The sequence below is a fragment of the Paenibacillus sp. GbtcB18 genome (genome assembly GCF_019091125.1).
GTDB classification, from domain to species: Bacteria; Bacillota; Bacilli; order Paenibacillales; family NBRC-103111; genus Paenibacillus_F; species Paenibacillus_F chitinolyticus.
In genome coordinates, this window is the sequence record NZ_JAGXJX010000016.1 from 13606 (window position 1) to 36715 (window position 23110).

Sequence of the window (23110 nt, forward strand, 5' to 3'; positions counted from 1 at the left end):
CAGAGGTGAACTAGAATTGACCTATTTCATGGGAATTGACATTGGAACGACGAGCACCAAGACCATCATCACGAACGAAAAAGGAACCCTCCTCGGAGCCGGGGAAGCCGGATATCCGCTGGCCGTACCGCAGCCTTCTTGGGCGGAGCAGGATTCGGACTTGATGTTCGAAGCCGTACTTCAATCCATTAAGGAAGCGATTCAGCGCGCAGGCATCGACGGCAAGCAGCTCGAAGCGATCGGCTTCAGCACGGCGATGCACAGCGTCATTCCGATGGACGCCGACGGACGTCCCCTGATGAACAGCATCATTTGGGCGGACAACCGCAGTGTGGCCCAAGTACAGCGCCTGAAAGACGAGAATCTGAGCAGCATGCTTTATCATAAAACCGGCATCCCGATCCATCCGATGACCCCGTTTCCGAAGATCATGTGGCTGAAGGAAGAGCGTCCGGATATTTTCGAGAAAGCCGTTAAATACATATCGATCAAGGAATATGTTCTCTACAAATTTTTCGGCCGCTACGTGGTCGATCATTCGGTCGCAGGCGGCACCTGCCTCTTCAACCTGAACACCATGAGCTGGGACCCGGACGCTCTGCGCATCGCCGGTATTCGCGAGGATCAGCTCAGCGAGCTGGTTTCGACCACTCACATCATGCGCGGCATGAACCAAGAATTCGCCGATCTGCTTGGCCTCGATCCCGAGGTGGCTTTCGTCGTCGGCGCAGCCGACGGAGCGCTTGCCAACCTCGGCGTCGGTGCGGTTGAGCCCGGCGTTGTCGCGCTCACGATCGGGACAAGCGGCGCCGTCCGCACCGTTGTGCCCAAGCCGATGACCGATTCCAAAGAGCGCACGTTCTGCTACGCGCTCACGGAGAATCACTGGGTCATCGGCGGGGCCACAAGCAACGGCGGCCTTATGCTCCGCTGGTTCCGCGACGAGTTCTCTTGGCCGGAGGTCGAGGAAGCGCGTCGCACGGGCCGCGATCCGTATGACGTCATGATCGCGGCGGCCAAGGAAGTCGCACCGGGCTCCGAAGGCCTGCTCTTCCTGCCGTTCCTCTCCGGCGAAAGAGCGCCGTACTGGAACGCGGACGCGCGCGGCAGCTTCTTCGGTATCGGCCTGCATCATAAGCGGCCGCATTTCATCCGCGCCGTGCTCGAAGGCATTCTCTTCGCCGTCTACGGCATCGGCATCGCCCTGCGCGATCTGGCCGGTCCGGCGACGGAAATCCGGGCGTCCGGCGGCTTCGCCCGCTCCCCGGAATGGCGTCAGATCATGTCCGACATGTTCGGCTACCCGGTTCACATTCCGAAGAGCCATGAAAGCTCCAGCTTCGGCGCCGTCGTGCTCGCTATGTACGCCGTAGGCGCGCTGGAACGTCTGGAGGACGTGAACAAGCTCATCCCGATTACCGAGCGCCAGGAGCCGAACATCGAGATTTCGCCTACGTACATTGAGCTCTACTATCTCTATGACCGCGTCTACCGCAAGCTGGAGCAGGAGTTCTCGATTATCGCGGAGTATCAGCGCCGCACGACCACCAAGTAAGCCATTACTCTAAAGGCTTCAAAAGAAACCAAAAGAGACCGTACAGGACAATTTTCTTTGTCTTTACGGTCTCTTGGTTTATTTAATCGGGCTTTTTTATGAATACCTTCCACTTGCTGTCCCTCTTTACAACCGTAATCCTGCTTTCTTCCTGACTGGCCTCCTTCATGATAAGAACCCTCATTTCATACTTGCCCGGTTCTGACAAGAGCGCGTCTTTTATTTCAAAGTCTTTGATATCACTGGTCCAAATGTAATTTTTAAAGTCTGACTTTTCCTTAGGAGTAAGCGTCAAATCATAGACCACGTTCTCTTCAACCGCCTCCGCATTATGTTTGATAACTGCCGTCAAATACCGATTTGCGCTTCGTTTTGCCTCAGTGGAAGCATCCTGCTTAAAAAATAAAATTCCCATCCCTAAAAGGACGAAAATAAAAAACGCAGTAGAAGGAACCATGATTGTTTTATACGTTTCTAAGAAAGGTTTCAACCCAACACTCCTTCAACAAGAAATTTTTCCCATATTCTATCATATTGGAAGCCGCAAGTTTTCTCAAATTACATCGCTATATTTTACACTTCCCCACACCAAAAAGGCCTCTGCGCCAAGCTCGCTTCCAGCGAACCTTGTACAGAGGCCTCTTTTTCAACTCGTCAAACGACCAGATACTGCGGTTTCTCCTTGCAGTGCTCGCAATGAGCGGGAGGCTCCCACTCGGCGAACTTCACTTTGCCCAAATCCACGATGTCCGGTGCGTCCTCATATTCGTCCACGAATACGTCAATGGCCAGCTCCAGGTGCTCTTTACAGACGGAATACATTGCTCGGCCCCTTCTTCCCTTAATTCTCTCCCGCTTCGGCAAGCGTCAGCTCAGTCTTCTGCTTCTTTCCTTCGCGGTAATACGCAACTTCAATTTTATCCCCTATCTTGCTTTCGTTATACAAAAATTTGCGGAGCTGGACGGTCGTCACGATCTTCTTCCCGTTGATCGCCACGATGACGTCCTCGCTTTTGAGACCCGCGCTCTTGGCCGGTCCCGAAGCTTCGATGACGATCAGGCCGCTCTTCACGTCGGCAGGCAGCTTGAGCTCCTCCGTCCCTTGAAAAAGCTGCAGCTCCTGGGTCGACACGCCCATCAGCGGGCGGATGACTTTGTGATTGTCGATCAGCGACCGGATCACAGGTTCCGCATCCTTGATAGGGATGGCGAAGCCTAAGCCCTCGACGCCCATATCGGAGATTTTCAGCGAATTGATGCCGACGACCTGACCGTTCAGGTTAACGAGCGCGCCGCCGCTGTTGCCTTGGTTAATGGAGGCGTCCGTCTGGATCAGCTCCATCTCCCAATCGTACTGGCCGTCCATGGCGAACGAGATCGGGATAGACCTTTTGGGCGACGAAACGATGCCCTTGGTGACGGTCGGCGAGAAGCCGAGACCCAGCGGATTGCCCAGCGCGATGACGGTTTCTCCGGCTTTCAGGCTGCCGGAGTCGCCGAATTCCGCGATGGACGTCAAGTTCGACGCGTCCGTCTCCAGCACGGCCAGATCCGTGATCTGGTCTTTGCCGAGCAGCTCGGCTTTCTTCTTCTCGCCGGACGCCGTATAAACCTCGAACTGCTTGCCGCCGTCTACCACGTGGTAGTTCGTGACGATTCTTACCTTCGAGCCGTTCTTCTCGAACACAATGCCGGACCCGATGCCCGTCTGCTTGAGTTCGTTCTTGTCGTTCTGCTGCAGATTGACGATACTGACGATGGCCAGCTTTACCCGTTCCGCGGCTTGAACGACCGCATTGTTGTAGGAGTCCTCCATCTGCTTGGGAGACAGGGCCGCCGGCTTCGCGCTGCCGGTGCCGGCCCGCGCCTGCACGAGCAGGACGACGAGCAGCATGATCACGGCTCCCGCGCCTCCTGCCAGCCATACTGTGCGGCTTCCGCGGTCCGTGAGCCCTCTCAGACCCGTCAGAGGGCTGTTTGCCGAGGAGAAAGGCTTTCCCTTCGACCAGCCCCCCTCCTCCTGCTTCCGCCGATCCTTGCGCTGCTTCGTAGAATAGAAATCGTCATCGAACAAACTCACGCGATCACACCTCTCGCTCTATCGGCGGATTATTGTACATCTTGCATTTCATTTGGGAAAACACGGAGAAAACAGGAATGTTTCCGGGCCAAACAGCCTACAATAATAGTAAACGGTTTATAAGAATGCTAGACCAAGGACGGCCCACTAATCCGTAAAGGAGCTACCCTCCATGAATAACCGTATCCGCACCCACCTGGATGAAGTCCAGCTCATCGGCAAGCTAGCCGATCTCAAGGAAAACCATTACCGCAATTCGCTCATTCTTACCGCTCTCATCGATGTTCTGATCGATAAGGGCGTAATAACCACGCAGGAGCTTCAAAACCGGATGGACAAGCTCGATAACAGCTTCAGTCCGTACCCAGCTCCTCCCATTTCGTAGGACGGTCAAAATACGTGTCCATCAACCGGATATTGCGCTCCTTGAGGGAGACGCCCCGGTCCTCTAATACACTATTCAGCGTAAGCCTGGCCAAATCCATCAGGTTATGATTTTGGCTCAAATGCGCCATATACACGGCTTTCGTACGGGCCGTCATAATATCCAGCAGCGCTTCTCCGGCCGCCTCATTGGACAAGTGGCCGAGATCGCTCAGAATCCGGCGTTTGATGTTCCACGGGTAACGCCCCATCCGCAGCATCTCGATGTCGTGATTCGCTTCCAAAATAATGGCGTCGGAATCCCCGATGACATCCTTGACCTTGGTGCTCATATAGCCCAGATCCGTCGCCATGGCGAGCTTTTGGCCTCCACTGTGAAAGCAATATCCTACCGGCTCCGCAGCATCATGAGAAATGCCGTAAGACTCGACCCGGATGTTCCCGAAGTACTCTTCCGTGCCCGTCTCCATAATCCGGCGGTTCGGTTCCACTATCGTACCGATATGTTTATCAAGCGCTTCCCAAGTCTTGGTATTGGCATAGACGGGAAGATCATATTTCCGCGCAATGGCCCCAAGGCCCTTAATATGGTCCGAATGCTCGTGGGTCACCAGAATCGCGTCGATCTGATCCCCGCTGACCTCCCGTTCCTTCATAAGCTGTTCGACTCTCCGGGCGCTGAGTCCCGCGTCTACCAGCAGCTTTGTTTCCCCGTCGCAGATAACGGTCGCATTGCCCGTCGAACCGCTGGAGAGCACCGTAAATCGTAAACCCATAAGCGTTAACTCCTCTATCGTAAAATCCCGTCCCGGAAGACCGGATTACTTTTTAGTATCCGCAGCTGCATCTTCCGCCGAAGCCGTCTGCATTTCTACCGCCCCGTTAAAAGCATGCACATAATAAATATCGCCGTTATTAATCGTGACACGCCAGTTCGGCACCATATATTGCGTCTGGGAATCAAACAATTGCCCATGGTAACCGAGCCTTACATCCGTAATCACCGAACCGTCGAGCAGAAACTTCTCCACCAGACTGCGCACCGCAATATAAGCCGGAATCACCTTCTGCTCCTTGTCCTCTCCACCTGATTCTACTTCAACATACGCTTGCCGGTAACTGGTAATTTGTGCATCGGTTTCATAGAGCTTTAATTGAACATCGAACATCGGATAATCGTTGTACATCTGGTTCAGCACGTACATCCCTTTCTTGCTGAGTATCGGGTCGTGCTTGTACGCGTCCAGTTTGGGAATGTCGGTTTTCGGCAAATCGTCCTTCGGAGAAATCCGGTTCAGGAGGCTGGCGATTTTGAACGGATACTGAAGCTTGAGCATGACGTTAGGCTGGTAAGACTCCACGAACTTAAACGTGATTTCCTTGAGCTTCGGCGCTTCCTTGGGCAGCTCGTGGCTGAGCTGAATGCTTTTTCCCTTCAGAAGCTTGTTCGTCTCCTCCAGCACGCCCGTCATATCCGTCGCCAGCTCGGTCTGCTTCGCTTTTCCTGTCCATACGAGATACCCCAGCACCACATTCAGAAAGAAAAACGAAAGAATGAGAATGGTTTTGGCTCTTCCCCAGTTCAACTGCGCAGCCTCCTTCCCGTAAAAATAATAGATACTCGTGACGCGTGAACGCCTCATCTGCTTGATTTGATTCTCGAGCTTCTAAAAAAACTCCTTGTACACTCAGCGGAAAAACTCGTATGTCCCGTCTTTAAATTCGATCGCCCACACGGGGGACAGATTGACGGTTTTGACGCCCAGCGTCGGCCGGTAAGCCGGGAACACGTTCACGATATTGTAGCGCTTCGGATGATTTGTAATCTTCGCGTTCAGCGCCTCGCCGCCGATCAGCTCGCTTTTCTGCTGGTTGATGAGTTTCAAATCGGAATAAACGACGGAGCGCTCGTAGTTGGAGACGACTCCTTTTTGAAGAGTAATATAGATAGCCCCGTAGCCTTCCTTCTGCTCGGTCAGGATCGGGAACGCGTCGTACACCTGCCGGAAAACAAACATTTGATTCGAAAAAGCGTGCTGCTGCTGCGGCTTGCTGATCGTATAAGTCCCGTTCCAGCCGCCGTGCTGGTTAATAAACTGCACACCCGCATCGAGGTTTTCCTTGATGCTGTTCTTGCTGTCCGTTACCGCAAGCGGATCAGTATATTTCATCCACTTCTTTTCCTGGTTAATCTGCAGCCCCCGCTTCGCGTCCGTGTAGATCTGCGAACCGTCCCGGTCCTTGAGGTTCCTCGTTAAGGAGGGGTCTGCGAAAAGGCTGCTTTTCAGCTTCTCCGTCGGAAATTCCTTGTAACCGAAGTCATAGGAAGCCGCCGGAATCGGATTGACCGGCAAATAGTACTCCCCGCCGGAGGCCGCCGTATAAGGAGGGTTGGTGCCGGCAATCGCCGTAAAGTTCTCTACATCCTTCGCCGTAAAATCGGCCCCGAGCACTTCGAAAGCCGTATTCGAGGAGTCCGTGAACAAGTACGTCCCGGCGGATTTTTTATCGCTGCTCGCGAAAATCCAGATCCGGGTAATCAGCTCCGTATCGTCCGGGATATCCCCTTTGATCTGAAACGTATTCTGCAGCACGCTCAGCGGAAGGCCGTCCCGGAAGCGGACCTCGACCCCTTCCTGCTTCTCGCGGATTTCGTCCCAGTTCGTCCGTTCCTGGTTCAAGGTAACTTTACGGAAGCGTTCCATTTTGCGCTGTTTGACGCTTTCGAAAATGGTCGAGTACGAAGTGGAATCCGGATAAAGGACGGTATGCTGCTGATTGCCGAAATGCAGCACAATCTGATCCGGGAACAGCAGATCTTCCAGCTTCGCCTTCGTTCCTTCCAGTTCGCTGGAAATATATTCGGAAGGAGGCAGCGGCTCGTAGTTCGGTGTGCTGTACGCCAGCAGATAGCTGAGCAGCAGACTCAGCAGAATCAGCACGGTCAGCGTGACCGACTTCAGCTTCTCTATCATGACGCATTCTCCTCCTCCGGCAGGACCGGCAGCATAAAGGTGACTTTCGTGCCGGACCCCGGCTCGGACTCCAGAGACATGGCGCCGCCATGGGCTTTTACTATTTCCCGGGCAATCGAGAGCCCGAGGCCGGTGCCGCCCATGTTGCGGGAGCGCGCCTTATCGACCCGGTAGAATCGGTCGAAAATGCGCGGTTGATCCTTCTTCGGAATCCCGATGCCCGTATCCTGCACCGAGATTTCGAGCTGTCCCCCCTCCGCCATCCGGGCATAGATGGTGATGGCTCCCTCGTCCGGCGTATATTTGATCGCGTTGGAGACCAGGTTGTCCAGCACCTGGTCGATCTTGTCGCGATCCAGCGCCACCGGACGGATTCCCGGCTCCGCCACAATGCGGATCCGGATGCTCTTCTGTCGCAGCTGGAAGGAGAAGCGGTCCGCTACCTCCTCCAGCATGTCGGCGATGTCGGTCTGCTCCTTCGTGAGCAGCGCCTGCTTCGAATCCAGGCGCGACAAGTGGAGCAGATCCGTCACGAGCCGGATCATCCGCTCGGTCTCGTTGCGCGTTACGCTCAGGAAGCGCGGAGCAAGCTGCTTGTCTTCCATCGCGCCATCCTCCAGCGCCTCGAGGTAGCTCTTGATCGTCGTAAGCGGCGTCCGCAGCTCGTGAGACACGTTCGCGACGAACTCCCGGCGCGACTGCTCGAGCTTCTCCTGCTCGGTGACGTCCTGGAGCACCGCAATCGCTCCGGTTACGCCGTCGCCCCTGCGGTGAATCGTCGTGAACGTCACACGCACGGTCTGCACGTCCTCGTCATCCGGCAGCGGCACATCGATCAGCGTCGTGTTGCGCTCGCCGTGCACGTACTGGTCGATTTCCTCACGGGTGAGGCCCAGCAGCTCCGAAATGTGCCGCTGTGCGGACTGTTCCTCCTTAACCTGGAGGATCTGCATCGCCCGGCGGTTCATGAGGATGATCTGCCCCGCTTCGTCGGTGGCGACCACCCCGTCGTTCATATTCGTCAGAATCGAGGCCAGCTTCTCCTTCTCTTCCTCATTGATGAAGATGGCTTCCTTGAGCCGGTTCATCATGAAGTTGAACGTATGGCCGAGCTGGCTGATCTCATCCTTGCCGTACACTTTCACGCTCTGGTCGAAATTCCCTTCGGCGGCGGCCGTCGCCTGCTGGGTAATTTCCTTGATCGGCTTCGTGATCGTGCCGGACAGAATAACGCCCAGCCCCGCCGTAAAAGCAAGAGCGATCAGCGTCGCCACGATAAGAATCCGGTTGATGCTGGACATCGTTTTGTACAGATCCTCCATCGAGGAGACGATATATACCGCGCCCAGCACGCGGACGCCGCTGCCGATCGGCTTGGCCGTCGCGAACTTGCGCGTATTGTCCACGTCCGTGAACATGCGGTCGTTATCCCGGATTCCCTGAAGAGCGCGGGTCACTTCCGTCTTCGTCGTTTTCTGATTCACGATCTGTTTATTCGCTTCCAGCGACGTGCTGAGCACAACCCCGCCGGCGTCGATAATCTGTATTTCCGTATTTCCCGGCGCGAACAGGCTGTTAACGAAGTAGGTCAGCTCTTCCGACAAGTTCTTCGTATCGCTGTTTTTCGGCTCGTTCAAATACTGGCTTTCCACCAGCCCCGCGATCAGCGTAGCCTGGCTGTTGATGGAATCGCGGAATTCATTTTTATAATGGCTGTCGAGCGTCTGATAGAAATAAGCCGCAATCAGCTGCATGGCGATCAGGATCAGCAGGACGTAAATAATAATCAGCTTCGCCTGGATGGATTGGAAAAACCGGATCACCTTCATCTCAGAAGCCTCCGTTTTTCGTTCCCCGCATCATGTAACCGAGCCCGCGCCGGGTCACGATGTACTCCGGTTTGCTTGGGTCGGCCTCCAGCTTCTCGCGCAGACGCCGTATCGTGACGTCCACCGTCCGGACATCGCCGTAATAGTCATAGCCCCACACGGCCTGGAGCAGATGCTCGCGCGTCATTACCTTGCCGGGGTGCTTCGCCATATAGTGGATTAGCTCGAACTCCCTGTGGGTCAAATCCAGCGGTTCTCCGTCCCGGTAGACGACATACATGTCACTGTCGATAAAGAGCCCGTGAAGCCGGATTCCGTTGGCTTCCTCCGGTTCCGGCTCCGCTTGTCCGAGCGGCGTGGTTTTGCTTTGGCGGCGCAAATGTGCTTTGACGCGGGCAAGCAGCTCCCGGTTGCCGAAAGGCTTCGTCACATAATCGTCCGCCCCCATCTCCAGACCGAGCACTTTATCCAGCTCCGTGTCCTTGGCCGTCAACATGATAATAGGCGTATTCAGCCTCGCGCGGATTTCTCGGCACACGTCCATACCGTCTTTGACCGGCAGCATCAGATCGAGGAGAATAAGATCCGGCCGTTCGGAAAAAGCCAGCTCTACCGCCGCTCCGCCGTCATAAGCGCAGACGACTTGGTAGCCCTCTTTTTCCAGATTAAACTTCAATATATCTGCAATCGGTTGTTCGTCGTCGACTACGAGTATTTTGCCATTTGTGCCGAACATGTCTCTCTCATCACCTGTCCTTCACCTAGAAAACCATACCCTTTTATTGTAGCATACCTGTACGCAAAAAGAGACATAGCCCCCCGCCCGGGAGGCTACATCTCTCTTAAAAACTTCCGTCTATGAATAGGCGATTCGCATCGCGATTTACCGGTTCAAATATTTCAGCGGATTTTCCAGGCCGCCGCCTTTATGGATCTCGAAGTGAAGATGAACGCCGGTCGAGTCGCCCGTGCTCCCCATGACACCGATCTGCTCTCCTTTTTCCACGATGGTGCCGGCAGTGGTTTCTACCTTGCTCATGTGAGCATACATCGTTTCGTACCCGTTCATATGATCGATAAGAACATAATTGCCGTAATCCGATTTATAACCGGCCGATACCACTTTCCCGTTGTCCGCCGCCATGATCGTGTGATTGCCTACAATGTCGAGGCCTTTGTGCATCTTGCCCCAACGTGTACCGAACGTAGAGGTGATGGATGGAGAAAGAACCGGCCATGCGAATGTCCCTGTGCCTTCCCCTTTTACAACCTTGGTACCTTTTCTTACTTTCTCCGTTACCGGCTGTTCAATGATATCTTCTCCGACGATTTTCTCGTCGGTCAGTTGGCCGTTAATCTTCGTCAGCTCATACGTGACCTGCTTCAACCCGTTCTTGCCCGGAGAGATGGTCTCCACAATGCCTTCTTTCATCGTCGGGTCCGTCTCGACTTCGGTTTCGAAGTGGACGTCCTCGTTCTCCACCATCTTCTCGACCGTCTTGACGGACAGAGCCGGCTGGATAACCGTAAGATCGAGCACATCGCCTTCGCGGATCATATCGTCATGAATCCAAGGATTCTTGTCGTAAATCACCTGCTTCGGGATGTTCAGTTTCTGGGCGATGCAGCCCACACAATCTCCGGCTACCACCGTATACTTCGTCGGCTGCACGCCGCCCGTCTTGATCTTGGCGATCAGCTCCTCGGGCTTCATCACATCCTGAGGCTGGATATCGACGGCTTCCTCCGTTTTGACCTGCTGCACGAATTCCACCTTCTCGACCGTGGTCGGAGCCGCAGCCGGACTGCCGTCCGCCGACAGAACGGCGACCTTGCTTTCCTTTTCCTTCTGCTCAAAGGGCTTCTTGATCTCCGCCAGCACACGGTCGGCCGTGGCCTGATCTTTGACGATCGCATACGTTTTGCCTTCGATGACCAGTTCTACACCGGATGCGATAGGCTTCAGCTTCTCGTCAAGCAGCGCGAGCACCTTCTCATCGTCCGTTTTCTTCAAGAAAGCTTTCTCCGGTTTGGGTTCTTCGATGTCGGGTAATGCCATATGTACATCCGGATACTGCTTCTCCAGCTTCTCTTCACGTTCTTGTTTGTACTCCTGCAAAACTTCCTTCGAACTGATATAACCGAGTGTCTCCTGACCGACTTTGACCGGGTAAATGTCCGCGAGATTCGCTTTGACATACTGCTGACCGCTAACGGTTAAAAATCCGACTATTGCTATGGAACTGACGCTATATAGGAAGAACCCTTTTCCCCGCCCTGCCGGACCAGCCGCAAGTTCGGTGGAAGGTTCCGCTTTATTCCCGGTCAAGCTATGCCACTGAGCCCGGCTTTGTTTCCACAACTTCCTGGCCCAATCTACCGCTTTAAAACCTTTCATAACCTTCTCCTTATCCGTTTGTTTCTTTACGTGGCACGAGAATGATAGGCCCTGCCGATCATCTCCAACTCTACCACCGCATAAAACTTCCTTAATAATTTACCACACCTTCTCTTGCGGTTTCAAGAAAACGGAGGGCTTCCACTATTAGGAACGGTCTGGAAGAAGCTCATAAATCAGGGTTGAAAGGGGTTCAAAAGGGCTTAATCAGCCCCCATATTTTTTCAAAATCCCCGAAAGTTGCTCATATTCGGTCGAATTCAAGTATTTCTTCAGCTTGCTGTCCACTTCCTTCAGCTCCTCGGCTGTAATGCCGTCTTCCACCATCGCGGAAAGCTTCTGAACTTCTTCCGCAGGCAGCTTCGCGACGAGAATGGAGAAGATTTTCTGCTTGTCGCCGCTCGACAGAGCATCCTTCTTCTTGGAGAAGTCATCCGTCGACATGACCACGTCCCGCTTCTGCGTATCCTTCGGATCACGGTTTGCCTGCCCCTCCTTCAGCTCACCCATTACGGCGACGGCATCCGGCATTCCGCTCGGCTCCGGCGAAGAGACGCCTCCCTGTACCGGGGAAGAAGACGGTGACGGCATCCCAGAGCCGTCCAGGCTGCCCGTCACGGGCTTTTCCGCTCCTCCGGGAGTTGCAGTGGGGGTCGGACTCGGGCTTGGACTGGGCTTCGACGAGGAGGCCGCTATGCGCTCCACCCGATCGTTGACCGAACCTCCCTTGCCTACCGCGCCTAGACCGAACTGCTCGCCCAGCTTCCCCGTAATCTGAGAAAAGGAAAGCTTGTTCCCTATCGGCGGCAGCTGAAACTGCTTAAGCACTTCATCTACCATCGTAGTCACAATCACATACGTCGTAAATATGGACAAAAAAGACATCACAACCGCACCGGCCGTCCACCTGCCCAGCCTTCCCAACCATTTCATTCGTTCGTCCACCGCCTTGAAACTTCTCGTTTATTCTGGTTTCTCTATAAAACCAGTATTGACGGTTTAGAACCGGATCAACCCCGCTGTTCCCCAAAAAAGACCGGAGACTCCAGCTCGCGGCTTTCTGCTCGGGTTGACTTCGCATGAAGGTGATCACCCAGCCCCCGCCGGTCACTCCTTTCGGACAATAAAAAAGACCCCGCGCAGCCGGAAGCATGTCCGGTTGTGTGAGGTCTTAGGGACGATGATTAAGAAATCGTCCTTTCCATACAATGTTTTAAAGAACCGATTAAGAGTAAACCGGGCGGACCAGGTTCGTCTGCTCACGATTGCGGCCGACGGAGAAGATGGCAAGCGGAATGCCGGTCAGCTGGGAAACGCGCTCCAGGTAATGACGCGCATTTTCCGGCAGGTCGCTGAGCGACTTCGCGTTGGAAACATCTTCGCTCCAGCCCGGGAGCTCTTCGTATACCGCTTCGCACTCGGAAAGCATGTTGAGGCTCGCCGGGTAGTGCTCGATGATCTCGCCTTTGTACTTGTAGCCTGTGCAAATTTTAACGGTCTCCAGGCCCGTCAGCACGTCGATGGAGTTCAGGGACAGGCCGGTGATGCCGCTCACGCGGCGGGCGTGACGGACCACAACGCTGTCGAACCAACCGACGCGGCGCGGACGTCCGGTAACGGTGCCGTATTCGTGGCCCGTCTCACGGATTTGGTCGCCGATGGCATCGTTTAGCTCCGTCGGGAAAGGACCGTCGCCGACACGGGTCGTGTAGGCTTTCGCTACTCCGATGATCTGGTTGATCTTCGTCGGGCCTACGCCGGAACCGATACATACGCCGCCGGCCGTCGGATTGGACGACGTCACGAAGGGGTACGTGCCTTGGTCGATGTCGAGCATCACGCCCTGCGCGCCTTCGAACAGAACGCGCTTGCCGGCGTCAATCGCATCGTTCAGAACCACGGACGTGTCCGTCACGAACATGCGGATCTGCTCGGCGTAACCGAGGTATTCTTTCAGAATCGCGTCCGCATCCAGTCCGTCGCGTCCATACACCTGCTTCAGCAGTGTGTTCTTGTCTTCGACGATATGGCGGAGTTTGCGCTCGAATTCTTGCGCGTCCATCAGGTCCGCGATGCGGATGCCGTTGCGCGCCGCTTTATCCATGTAGCAAGGGCCGATGCCTTTGCGGGTCGTGCCGATTTTGTTAGCGCCTTTGCGGTCTTCTTCCAGCTCGTCCAGAAGCAGATGATAAGGCATAATCACATGAGCGCGGTCGCTGATTTTCAGGTTGTCTACCGAGAATCCGTTGTCGCGAATATATTGAAGTTCGTCTACCAGAGCAGCCGGGTTGATAACCATGCCGTTTCCGATGACACACATTTTATCGTGATTGAAAATACCGGACGGTATCATCGTCAGCTTGTACTTCTTGCCTCCGATCAGAATGGTGTGGCCGGCATTGTTGCCGCCTTGGTAGCGGGCGACCACTTCCGCGGACTCCGCCAAATAGTCCGTGATTTTCCCTTTCCCTTCGTCTCCCCATTGGGTTCCGACTACAACCACTGTTGACATTCTGTATTACCTCCGTTAGGCGAACTGCATCGCCACTCATTTTGCTTACTTCTCTTACACACCACTTTAGTGTAGCAGACTGCACGAAGCAAAGTCAATAAAACGCGAACAATCATACTATCTCTAGTATGATTGTTCGGATATTTCAATCAACCTGTCTGCATCTCCTGATGAGCGCGATCCATGTTGACGAATTTATTAAAGTTTTTGAGAAACGCCAGTTCTACCGTGCCGACCGGGCCGTTACGCTGCTTGGCGATAATGATCTCGATGATGTTCTTTTTCTCGGATTCCTTGTCGTAGTAATCGTCCCGGTATAGGAACGCCACGATGTCGGCATCCTGCTCGATCGAACCGGACTCCCGAAGGTCGGACATCATCGGACGCTTGTCCTGACGCTGCTCCACACCCCGGCTGAGCTGGGAGAGCGCGATGACCGGCACGTTCAGCTCACGCGCGATCTGTTTAAGCGTACGGGAGATCTCGGAGACTTCCTGTTGACGGTTGTCTCCCTTGCCCCTGCCCTGGATAAGCTGCAGGTAGTCGATCAGGATCATGCCGAGCCCCTTCTCCTGTTTGAGACGGCGGCACTTCGCCCGGATGTCCGCTACCGTGACGGAAGGCGAATCGTCGATATAGATGTCCGCTTCGGAAAGCGAACCGATCGCCATCGTCAGCTTCTCCCAGTCGTCGCCTTCGAGGAAGCCGGATCTGAGCCGGGTGGCGTCGACGTTGGCCTCCGCGCAGATCATACGCTGCACAAGCTGAGCGGCACCCATCTCGAGCGAGAAGATCGCGACGGTTTCCTTCGCCCTGACACCGACGTTCTGGGCGATGTTAAGGGCGAAAGCCGTCTTACCTACGGAAGGACGGGCCGCCACGATGATCAGGTCGGAACGCTGGAAGCCCGACGTCATTTTGTCGAGATCGTTGAAGCCCGACGGAATCCCGGTGGAGCCGCCTTTGTGGGAATAAAGAAACTCCACCCGCTCGAAGACTTCCATCAGAACGTCCCGGATGGAGATGAAGCCGTTGGAAGCCCGGCGCTGCGAAATTTCGAGAATGCGGGCCTCCGCGTCGTTGAGCATCATGCCCACATCGTCGGCGCTCGCGTAGCCGTCCGATACGATCTGCGAGGCGGTCCGGATGAGCCTCCGGAGCAGCGACTTCTCTTCTACGATTTGCCCGTAGTAGTCGATATTCGCTGCCGTCGGAACGGCATTGGCCAGCTCCGACAAATAGGCGACGCCGCCGATTTCCTCCAGCTGCTGCTTGTTCTGCAGCCGGGCGGTCAGCGTCACGAGATCGACCGGCTCGTCTTCCTCCGCCAGCTCGATCATCGCTTCGAAGATGTGCTGATGGGCCGGACGGTAGAAATCGTCCGGACCCATCCGCTCCATCGCCGTGATCAGCGAGTCGCTGTCCAGCAGGATGGCGCCAAGAACGGCCTGTTCGGCTTCTATATTTTGCGGCAGAACACGTCCCATGAACATTTCTTCGTTCATGAAGCTTCACCTGTTCTATTGTTAGTTTCTATCCTGTCCAAACTTAGAAGGAATAATAACACCGTCTATTCTTCCGATACTTGCACGCTGATCGTTGCCGTTACTTCCGTATGCAGCTTGACGGGCACTTTCGTTACGCCCAGGGAGCGGATAGGATCGTTCAGCAAAATTTTACGCTTGTCGATTTTATAGCCGGCTTTCTCCAATTGTTCCGCGATTTGCTTGCTTGTGATCGCCCCGAACAAACGGCCGCCTTCGCCGGCTTTCGTTTTGATGGTCACCGTCGTTTCGTTCATCTTGCCTGCCAGAACTTCCGCGTCTTCTTTCTCCTGATCCTTACGCTTCTGTTCGGCTTTCTTCTGCTGGTCAACCTGCTTAACCGCCCCGTCCGTTCCTGCCGCGGCCAGTCCGCGGGGGATCAGGAAATTCGTTGCGTAGCCCTCGGATACCTCTTTAATTTCCCCTTTTTTGCCTTGCCCTTTAACGTCCTTCAGAAATACGACTTTCATTCGAAAAGCCCCTCCTCTTCCTCTATCTCTTGCAATATTTGTTTCAGCTTCGCCGCCGCTTCCTGCGGAGTCAGCTCAAGCTGGGTCGCTGCGTTCGTCAGGTGGCCGCCGCCGCCCATCCGTTCCATCACGATTTGAACGTTCATCGCGCCGAGCGAGCGCGCGCTGATGCCGGTTAAACCGTCCGGCCGTTCACAGATGACGAAGGAGGCGAAAACGCCGGTCATATTTAATAAGGTATCAGCCACCTGGGCAATCATCAACTGAGAATATTTGTGATTCTGTTCGCCGACCGCCAGAGCGATATGATCATACATCATTTCCGTATGCCTCATAATCTCGGCTTTCTCGATATAGGCCTGAAGATCTTCCTTCAGCATCTTCTGAATGAGCGTCGGATCCGCTCCGTTCCGTCTCAAGAAAGAAGCCGCTTCGAACGTACGGGAGCCCGTGCGGAGACTGAACTGCTTCGTGTCGACCACGATTCCGGCAAGCAGCACGGTGGCCTCCAGCGCGTCCAGCGACATCTTCTCGTTGAAGTACTGGAGCAGCTCCGTTACCAGCTCACAGGTCGAAGATGCATACGGCTCCATGTACACGAGCACCGCGTCGTGGAAAAATTCTTCGCTGCGGCGGTGATGATCCACGACCATGACACGGTGTGTCAGGTTGAACAGCTTCGGCTCGGCGACCATCGAAGCCCGGTGGGTATCCAGCACGACGGCCAGCGTGCGCTGCGTCGTGATCTGCATCGCCTGCGCCGGTGTGATGAACCACCGGTTCAGCTTCTCGTCCTCTTCGATCATCGCCATCAGCTTCTCGATCGAAGGATTGATGCCCTCCAGCACAATGTAGCCTTCCTTGTTGCTGATCTGCACGGCCTTCAGCAAGCCGATCGCCGCGCCGATGGAGTCCATATCCGGAAAGCGGTGTCCCATGATGATGACCTTGTCGCTTTCCTTGATCAGATCTCTCAGCGCATGCGAGATCACGCGGGCACGCACCCGTGTGCGCTTCTCTACGGCGTTGGTGCGCCCGCCGTAGAACGAGATGCGCTGGCCCGCCTTGACGGTCACCTGGTCGCCTCCGCGGCCCAGAGACATGTCCAGGCTCGTCTGAGCGACCCGGCCGAGCTCCTCAAGCTCCTCGATACCGGAGGCGATCCCCACGCTGACCGTAAGCGGCAGCTTGTATTCCATCGTGAGATCGCGCACTTCATCGAGGATATCGAAGCGGTTCTGCTCCAGCTCGCGCAGCGCCTTCTGATTCATCAGAATCAGAAAACGGTCGGACGCGGTCCTGCGCAGATACACGCCGTACCGGTGAGCCCACTCCGTGATTTCACCGGTTACCCGGGCGAGCATGATGCTCCGCGTCTGATCGTCCATTCCCTGGGTGACTTCGTCCAGGTTATCCATCAGAACGATGCCGATCGCGATTTTTTCCTCGTCATGCTTCTGAACGAGCCGGACGTAATCCGTCACATCGCGGATATACAGAAGACGTTCTTCGGGACGGTGCCATATTTTGTACACCTGGCCGTCCTGCTCGACTTCATACGTCTCTTCTTTTTCCTTCTCCTTGCCCGGCTTCCAGCTTGGAAGTACCTCCTCCAGGGAATCCCCGATCACGGAGTCCTTTTTGGCGAGCTTGGCGACGAACGGATTGTGCCATTCGATTTCTTTTTCTTCATTATATAGAATCATGCCGATCGGCAGCTCCGATATCACGTCGCCCGCGGATTTTTTAACCCGGTGTGTGATGGTGCCCAGATAAGCATTCAAATCGTGACGAAAAGCACTCTCCGCTTTCCACGAGAAATACAGCACGAGTCCCGAGGCGAGCAGAGCAGCGACACCCAATACCCATTCATACAGAAACAGTACGATCGTTAAAGCGCCGAGCAGCGCAAACGTCCATACCATATGTTGTCCATGCCATCGTTTCGACAAGAATTTCGGCATTTATTCTCCCCTGACCCTTATCTAGATTTGAAGAGCCTTTCCCGCAACGGAAAAGCCACATCGAACACGCCGAGTAAACTGTAGAGCACAAGCAAAAACGGCATAAACACGATCAAAAGAATCGTGCCGGCCACCGGCAGCAGTTTACCCCAACCTTTATAATGGGCCACGAACGCAAGAAACGAAATTGCTTGGATGGCGAACGCGAACATAAGCAGCGGCAGCAGATTGATAAGCAGCGCCGACATCAGCGAATTGGTTGCCGATACGAACAGCATATCCGCCGCGAACGCGATGAGGTAAATCCAGACGAAAGCTTTCGGAAGTTTCCACTCCCTCACAGGCGGCATGCCGGGGATGTCCTCTCCCATGCGATTAAGCAGGCGGCGTCCGATCAGATGAGTAACTCCGATAAAGTAGAGCGAGAACAGAATCATATCCAGCGGAATGATTTGTACGAGCACATCCACATACCACTGCATGTCGCCCTGGGTCGGCAGCATTCCCTTTACGGCAGGCTGCATGTTGTTTAAGTAATCCAGCATGATCGTCTTGAATTTCTTAATGAAATTCAATTTGAACAGGAACCCGATCACGAGCGTAAGCAGCATTTCGGCCAGAAAAGTAAGCGTACCGTACGTGATGACCAGATGTGCGGGCGCCTTCTTCTTATAAAGCGTGCCGATTACGATGACCGGCGGCAGCAGGAACAGTGAAATGGCCAAGACGACGAATCCCGTCCACCCCAGCAATAAATTCACAATCAGGAGAATTCCCAGATAGAAAGCCGTAAATCGTTTGGCGTCCAGCTTCACGAACAGAATCAAGACCGGAATCATCAGAAAACTGGCCGTAATCACCAAGTAGGACGTCATAAAAGATAACAGAAAGAGTATATACAGCAGACCCCATCCGATGAACTGCAAGTTTTTCTTTGTCAACGCGTTCACCTCTTACGAAGATGATCTTCCAGCGCCGAGATATCTCCATACCAATCCTCGAGCTGGTGACCTTCTTCTCTATGCTTTTTCATTTTATCCATGATTGCTTCATCTAAACTTCGAAAAGAGACCCCAAGCCTGCGGCCAAGTATATATACGCTGGAAATCAGACTGGCAAGGCCATCTATAATTTTAGCTTGATTGCCTTCCCATATCCCTTTCAACAGATGCGCTACCTGATCGACAACTTCGGTTTTGAGCCATTCAATGACCTTGACCCGCTTCGCGAGATCAACCTCTCTTTCCCGATTGGACAATGCCCGCTCCTCCCCTTATCCCTTACAAAGCTTTATACACGATTATACCACAAAACAGCTTGAGCTGTGTTTCCTGAACTTGGCGCATAGCGGGCTTCGGGCACGTTAAATTTCAGTCAGGTTTGAGCTCTTCCTGAGGAATTCGGTCTCCTTTAGTACCCGGTTTGGAGATAACTAGAAACTCTGCAGCATCATGCGAACGGTTATGAATACAGTGCGGAGTTCCCGGTGCGATCCGAAGCCCTTCTTGAGGCCCCAGCTCAAGCCACTCGCCATCCGTTTCCATCACAACCCGTCCCGTTAAAACGAAAAAGAATTGAGCCGCGCGCTCATGCAGATGTCTCTCCTCGCTCGTTCCCGGAGGCATTCGTTCGTGAATAATCGTTTCGTCTCCTTTGTGGAGATACCAGCCGTCGCATCCGTCTCCCCATTCGTAATGCTCGGCGTTCTTTTTGCTGATTTTCAAATCATCCGCCGCTCCTCGTTTTGTAGATAACTTTCGTTCGTATTTTATCCACATGTGCATAACCTTTCGTCCGGATTTAGTCGCCATGTTTTCCACATGTCCCCAAGTCCTATCTCCATTCTATAAAAGTTCCTGTGGACTGTCTAACTTCAGCGGTTATCCACAGTCCTGCTCCCTCGGGAACGCAAAAAAACCGGAAATTTCTCTCCGGCTTCCTTCGCTTTATTTTTTTGTTGAATCATTCTTGTTTATGCCGCTGTCTTCCAGCTCAGTTTTCTTTTTTAGCGATAAAAAAGAAGACAGCCAGCAGAACCGGCTGTCTTCTTCTCTATACAAACTACTCCGTAGTGTATGGAAGCAAAGCAATTGTGCGCGAGCGCTTGATTGCTGTTGTCAGCATACGCTGATACTTCGCGGAAGTACCTGTTACACGACGAGGCAAGATTTTACCTCTTTCGGAGATAAATTTCTTAAGGGTCTCGATATCTTTGTAATCGATATGAGTGATCTTGTTTGCTGTGAAGTAGCAAACTTTACGGCGCTTACCGCCTTTACCGCGGCGTGGAGTGAATTTACGCTCCGAACGCTCCGGACGATCACCGCCTTCCGAACGTTGCGGACGGCTGCTTGTTTGTTGTTCGCTCATTTGAGTCAGTCCTTTCTACTTAGAATGGCAAATCATCATCGGATATGTCGATCGGTTTCCCGTCGTCGAGGAAAGGATCCTGCTGTTGATCCCGCGTATTCCGGCCGCTGCCGCTTCCGCCGCCGCCATATCCACCGCCTGAACCGCCGGAGTAAGAACCCTCTTCACGGTTAGCGGAATTAGCAGATTCCAGGAAACGCACATTGTCGGCAATGACTTCGGTTACGTAAACTTTACGTCCCTCGTTATTGTCGTAAGAGCGTACCTGCATGCGTCCTTCCACAGCCGCCAAACGGCCTTTGCGAAGATAGTTGGCGCAAGTTTCCGCAAGCTGTCTCCACGTTACGACAGGTATGAAATCGGCTTCCCGTTCCTTCGATTGCGAACTTACGAACGGCCGATCCACCGCCAGTGTAAATTGGGTTACGGCCACACCCGCAGGTGTGTAACGCAGCTCAGGATCTCTTGTCAGTCTGCCGATAAGAATTACACGGTTTAACAACGTTCATCCCTCCGATGCTTCCTTACTTAACACGCTGATTAAGCTACGTCTTTAACGATCAGGTAGCGAATGATTTCGTCGGAAATCTTCATTACACGATCAAGCTCTGCTACAACTGCAGGTTCTGCGTTGAAATGTACGAGCACATAGTGTCCGTCACGGAACTTGTTGATCTCATACGCAAGGCGACGTTTACCCATCAGGTCGTGCTTCGTAATTTCGCCACCACCGTTGGTGATAATGCCTTGGAACTTTTCTACAGTAGATTGAACTTGTTCTTGTTCAATGTCTGTACGAATGATATACATCACTTCGTATTTACGCATGCTTGTCACCTCCTTTTGGACTAAGCGGCTCCCAATTCTGATCGGGAGCAAGGAGCGAGAATTAATTGTATTACAAAACTCGCACCTAAATACTATAGCAGATTGCTTCCCCCATTACAAGTCATAACCTGTCCAGCCGCCAGAACTGCCAATGTATGCTTACCGGCGGGCTCCCCGCGCGGCACATGCTTTCTTAAGCAAGGGACATACTAACGCCGTAATTAAAACTTGGGGGTGAAAAGAATGGGTGAGAAAACGCAGTTCGTGCCCGGCGACAAGGCACCCAACGAAGGCCGCTACATTGAAATCGGCGAGAATGCCTTTCATATGGGGATCAACAACCCGGAAATCGTTCACTTAAAGAAAGGGGACTCGTTTCCCGACACCAAAAATCACAACCGCAAATGGAAACGGCTGTACCACTGAAAAGGAGCTCTGCCTTTATGAAGAAATCCTTCACGCTTTACGGAACGATGCTCGGCCTTTTACTCTGTCTGATTCATTATTTCGGCCATAATCAGGACTCGCTGTATCTGCTCTTCTACTCCCTCAGCGTCCCTGCCTGGTTTGCTCCCATGTTCACGAATGTCTACGAGATCTCCATGGGTAAAATGTTTGTGATCTACGTGCTTACCGTAGCTTCCTGGGCGCTTATCGGTTACGTCATCGACCGTTTCTCCGTTGTGCGGAAAGAACGGCAGGGACGTACCGGCGGGGCGGCTTGAAAGCGGACGAAGTCCGCCGCTTCGCAAAACGTAACTTTTGGCCTGCTTCGGGAAGCCGGTGAAGGTGAAGCCTGAACCGCAATGGCATGCAAAAACCTCCTGCTTCATAACGAAGCAGGAGGTTATCATTGGTGAAGTTATGGCGGAAAGAGTGGGATTCGAACCCACGCACGGCTTGCGCCGCCTAGCTGATTTCGAGTCAGCCCCCTTGGGCCTCTTGGGTACCTTTCCGTATCGAGAACATTTTTTATTGTAGCACAAGCTATGGTTAGTCTGCAAGAGGCAAATTCGGCAAGAAAAAAAGGAGCGTCAAGAACCTGACACTCCGTTTTCGGAAACTCCCGCTCCCTTATCTGCCGAGGACCGGAGCACCTTCTTCAGTTTGCTTTCGAACTTGGCGCGCGGCACCAGCACGCTGTGTTTGCAGCCTACGCATTTGATCCGGATGTCCATGCCCATACGAATAATCTCCATCTCATTCGTTCCGCAGGGATGCTGTTTTTTCATCTGCACGATATCCCCGAGTTCGTACTGTTTCTTCTCCATAGGGCTATATGGCTCCCCTTTCCCCTTTGAAATAGGTCACGGTTTTCGGACACGGAATCTCAATTCCGTGCGCATCCAGCTGCTTTTTCACTTCCGCGAACATTTTACGCTGCACATCCGCCTGCATATTCGGTTTGCACTCCGCTGTAATCCGCAGGACAATCTCGGACTGTCCCAGAGACTGGACACCAAGCACCTTCGGCTCGCTTACGATGTTCTCGTTGCCTGCCGCCATGCGGTCTACCGTGTTCTGCAGAACTTCTATCGTCTTATCGATATCGGATTCATAAGCAATCGAAATATCGACGATCGCCAGCGAATTGTTAATGGAATAGTTCGTAACCTGCTTGATGTTCCCGTTGGGGATAAAGTGAACTTCCCCCGTCCAGCTGCGGAGCCGGGTCACCCGGATACCGATTTGCTCTACGGTTCCCCGGAACGCATCGATTTGTATAACGTCCCCTACGGCAAACTGATCTTCGAAAATGATGAAGAACCCCGTTATGACATCCTTCACCAAGCTTTGGGCTCCGAAACCGATCGCAAGTCCGAGAACCCCCGCTCCGGCGAGAATAGGTCCCAGATTGATGCCTACTTGGGCCAGAATAAGCAGAATCGTTATGAAGTTGACTACATAAGAAATGATATTGTGAATAAGCTTGCCGATTGTAGCCGTGCGCCTCGGATCGAATTTGAGAGGGCTCTTCTCCCTCGTTTCCATCATCCGGGTTACAAGCTTGTCGGCTACTTTAATGATTAGACGCGAGAGTACGTAGATGACGACAATTTCAACGATCGTCGCTCCGTACTTGATCAGCTGTTGGGAATCCAGCAAATATTTTTTGATATCATCCACGAAATGGGTCACCGTTTCTTCAGGATTTTGTAGTCCCGTAATGGCAGCCAGTCTGTTCCCCATGTTAGTCATTT

The 23110-nt window shown here is 53.5% G+C and carries 26 protein-coding genes and 1 tRNA gene; 4 read left to right on the forward strand and 23 right to left on the reverse strand.

Translation table 11 applies throughout. The features are described from left to right. Positions 1 to 28: 28 nt before the first annotated feature. Positions 29 to 1555: a gluconokinase gene (locus KVT34_RS27820; RefSeq protein WP_217563002.1), complete on the forward strand. Its 1527-nt coding sequence runs from the start codon at positions 29 to 31 to the stop codon at positions 1553 to 1555. A gap of 82 nt (positions 1556 to 1637) precedes the next feature. On the opposite strand, the gene KVT34_RS27825 is transcribed toward KVT34_RS27820, so the two are convergent. The 3 genes from KVT34_RS27825 to KVT34_RS27835 form a co-directional block, all read right to left on the reverse strand. Beyond that, positions 1638 to 2045: a DUF4878 domain-containing protein gene (locus KVT34_RS27825; protein WP_217562966.1), complete on the reverse strand. Its 408-nt coding sequence runs from the start codon at positions 2043 to 2045 to the stop codon at positions 1638 to 1640. Between the two features lie 164 nt (positions 2046 to 2209). Next, positions 2210 to 2377, reverse strand: coding sequence for a CxxH/CxxC protein (locus KVT34_RS27830; RefSeq protein WP_084706695.1), 168 nt, complete (start codon positions 2375 to 2377; stop codon positions 2210 to 2212). A 19-nt stretch (positions 2378 to 2396) separates the two neighbouring features. Then, positions 2397 to 3635, reverse strand: a complete 1239-nt coding sequence (locus KVT34_RS27835) for a S1C family serine protease (protein ID WP_217562967.1) — start codon at positions 3633 to 3635, stop codon at positions 2397 to 2399. 172 nt (positions 3636 to 3807) lie between these two features. Here KVT34_RS27835 and KVT34_RS27840 point away from each other — a divergent pair, with 172 nt between their 5' ends. Then, positions 3808 to 4020, forward strand: coding sequence for a nitrile hydratase subunit alpha (locus KVT34_RS27840; RefSeq protein ID WP_217562968.1), 213 nt, complete (start codon positions 3808 to 3810; stop codon positions 4018 to 4020). Here the strand turns inward: KVT34_RS27840 and KVT34_RS27845 are convergent. From KVT34_RS27845 to rpsF, 17 genes are all read right to left on the reverse strand, one after another. Beyond that, on the reverse strand, positions 3989 to 4795 hold the full coding sequence (locus KVT34_RS27845) for an MBL fold metallo-hydrolase (RefSeq protein WP_217562969.1): 807 nt from the start codon (positions 4793 to 4795) through the stop codon (positions 3989 to 3991). The genes KVT34_RS27840 and KVT34_RS27845 overlap by 32 nt on opposite strands. A gap of 45 nt (positions 4796 to 4840) precedes the next feature. After that, a complete protein-coding gene (gene yycI / locus KVT34_RS27850) occupies positions 4841 to 5605 on the reverse strand; it encodes a two-component system regulatory protein YycI (protein WP_217562970.1) in 765 nt (254 codons plus the stop codon). 102 nt (positions 5606 to 5707) lie between these two features. Next, positions 5708 to 6994, reverse strand: coding sequence for a YycH family regulatory protein (locus KVT34_RS27855; protein WP_217562971.1), 1287 nt, complete (start codon positions 6992 to 6994; stop codon positions 5708 to 5710). Next, positions 6991 to 8823 (reverse strand): cell wall metabolism sensor histidine kinase WalK, encoded by a 1833-nt coding sequence (gene walK / locus KVT34_RS27860; protein ID WP_217562972.1) that lies wholly within the window; start codon positions 8821 to 8823, stop codon positions 6991 to 6993. The genes KVT34_RS27855 and walK overlap by 4 nt, the downstream gene beginning before the upstream one ends. A gap of 1 nt (position 8824) precedes the next feature. Then, complete coding sequence (yycF, locus tag KVT34_RS27865; protein ID WP_009673491.1) at positions 8825 to 9559, reverse strand: response regulator YycF; 735 nt, start codon at positions 9557 to 9559, stop codon at positions 8825 to 8827. Between the two features lie 147 nt (positions 9560 to 9706). Then, positions 9707 to 11221 carry a M23 family metallopeptidase gene (locus tag KVT34_RS27870; protein ID WP_217562973.1) on the reverse strand — a complete coding sequence of 505 codons (1515 nt, stop codon included), beginning with the start codon at positions 11219 to 11221 and terminating at the stop codon, positions 9707 to 9709. 207 nt (positions 11222 to 11428) lie between these two features. Then, complete coding sequence (locus KVT34_RS27875; RefSeq protein WP_217562974.1) at positions 11429 to 12154, reverse strand: hypothetical protein; 726 nt, start codon at positions 12152 to 12154, stop codon at positions 11429 to 11431. Positions 12155 to 12446: 292 nt separating this feature from the next. Next, positions 12447 to 13733, reverse strand: coding sequence for an adenylosuccinate synthase (locus KVT34_RS27880; protein ID WP_217562975.1), 1287 nt, complete (start codon positions 13731 to 13733; stop codon positions 12447 to 12449). Positions 13734 to 13882: 149 nt separating this feature from the next. After that, positions 13883 to 15238, reverse strand: coding sequence for a replicative DNA helicase (gene dnaB / locus KVT34_RS27885; RefSeq protein WP_217562976.1), 1356 nt, complete (start codon positions 15236 to 15238; stop codon positions 13883 to 13885). A 65-nt stretch (positions 15239 to 15303) separates the two neighbouring features. After that, positions 15304 to 15747 carry a 50S ribosomal protein L9 gene (rplI, locus tag KVT34_RS27890; protein WP_042235630.1) on the reverse strand — a complete coding sequence of 148 codons (444 nt, stop codon included), beginning with the start codon at positions 15745 to 15747 and terminating at the stop codon, positions 15304 to 15306. Continuing rightward, positions 15744 to 17711 (reverse strand): DHH family phosphoesterase, encoded by a 1968-nt coding sequence (locus KVT34_RS27895; RefSeq protein ID WP_217562977.1) that lies wholly within the window; start codon positions 17709 to 17711, stop codon positions 15744 to 15746. Before KVT34_RS27895 ends, rplI begins: the two co-directional genes overlap by 4 nt. A 17-nt stretch (positions 17712 to 17728) precedes the next feature. Then, entirely contained in the window at positions 17729 to 18652 is a 924-nt protein-coding gene (locus KVT34_RS27900) for a DUF2232 domain-containing protein (protein WP_217562978.1), read from the reverse strand. A gap of 5 nt (positions 18653 to 18657) precedes the next feature. Beyond that, positions 18658 to 18969, reverse strand: a complete 312-nt coding sequence (locus KVT34_RS27905; protein ID WP_217562979.1) for a MazG-like family protein — start codon at positions 18967 to 18969, stop codon at positions 18658 to 18660. 112 nt (positions 18970 to 19081) lie between these two features. Then, positions 19082 to 19435, reverse strand: a complete 354-nt coding sequence (locus tag KVT34_RS27910) for a cupin domain-containing protein (RefSeq protein WP_217562980.1) — start codon at positions 19433 to 19435, stop codon at positions 19082 to 19084. A gap of 337 nt (positions 19436 to 19772) precedes the next feature. Continuing rightward, positions 19773 to 20081, reverse strand: a complete 309-nt coding sequence (rpsR, locus tag KVT34_RS27915) for a 30S ribosomal protein S18 (RefSeq protein ID WP_082211313.1) — start codon at positions 20079 to 20081, stop codon at positions 19773 to 19775. 19 nt (positions 20082 to 20100) lie between these two features. Then, positions 20101 to 20583, reverse strand: coding sequence for a single-stranded DNA-binding protein (ssb, locus tag KVT34_RS27920; protein ID WP_009673468.1), 483 nt, complete (start codon positions 20581 to 20583; stop codon positions 20101 to 20103). A 38-nt stretch (positions 20584 to 20621) separates the two neighbouring features. Then, entirely contained in the window at positions 20622 to 20909 is a 288-nt protein-coding gene (gene rpsF / locus KVT34_RS27925; protein ID WP_009673440.1) for a 30S ribosomal protein S6, read from the reverse strand. 243 nt (positions 20910 to 21152) lie between these two features. Here rpsF and KVT34_RS27930 point away from each other — a divergent pair, with 243 nt between their 5' ends. Together KVT34_RS27930 and KVT34_RS27935 are read left to right on the forward strand one after the other, a co-directional pair. Further along, positions 21153 to 21335: a YjzC family protein gene (locus KVT34_RS27930; RefSeq protein ID WP_009673434.1), complete on the forward strand. Its 183-nt coding sequence runs from the start codon at positions 21153 to 21155 to the stop codon at positions 21333 to 21335. A 17-nt stretch (positions 21336 to 21352) separates the two neighbouring features. Then, positions 21353 to 21634, forward strand: a complete 282-nt coding sequence (locus KVT34_RS27935) for a hypothetical protein (protein WP_042235651.1) — start codon at positions 21353 to 21355, stop codon at positions 21632 to 21634. A gap of 140 nt (positions 21635 to 21774) precedes the next feature. Here the strand turns inward: KVT34_RS27935 and KVT34_RS27940 are convergent. The 3 genes from KVT34_RS27940 to KVT34_RS27950 all read right to left on the reverse strand — a co-directional run bounded on the left by KVT34_RS27940 (position 21775) and on the right by KVT34_RS27950 (position 23108). Further along, positions 21775 to 21865: transfer RNA gene (locus KVT34_RS27940), tRNA-Ser, on the reverse strand. 78 nt (positions 21866 to 21943) lie between these two features. Continuing rightward, positions 21944 to 22180, reverse strand: coding sequence for a DUF951 domain-containing protein (locus KVT34_RS27945; protein ID WP_217562981.1), 237 nt, complete (start codon positions 22178 to 22180; stop codon positions 21944 to 21946). 4 nt (positions 22181 to 22184) lie between these two features. Beyond that, positions 22185 to 23108 (reverse strand): mechanosensitive ion channel family protein, encoded by a 924-nt coding sequence (locus KVT34_RS27950; RefSeq protein WP_217562982.1) that lies wholly within the window; start codon positions 23106 to 23108, stop codon positions 22185 to 22187. Positions 23109 to 23110 lie beyond the last annotated feature (2 nt).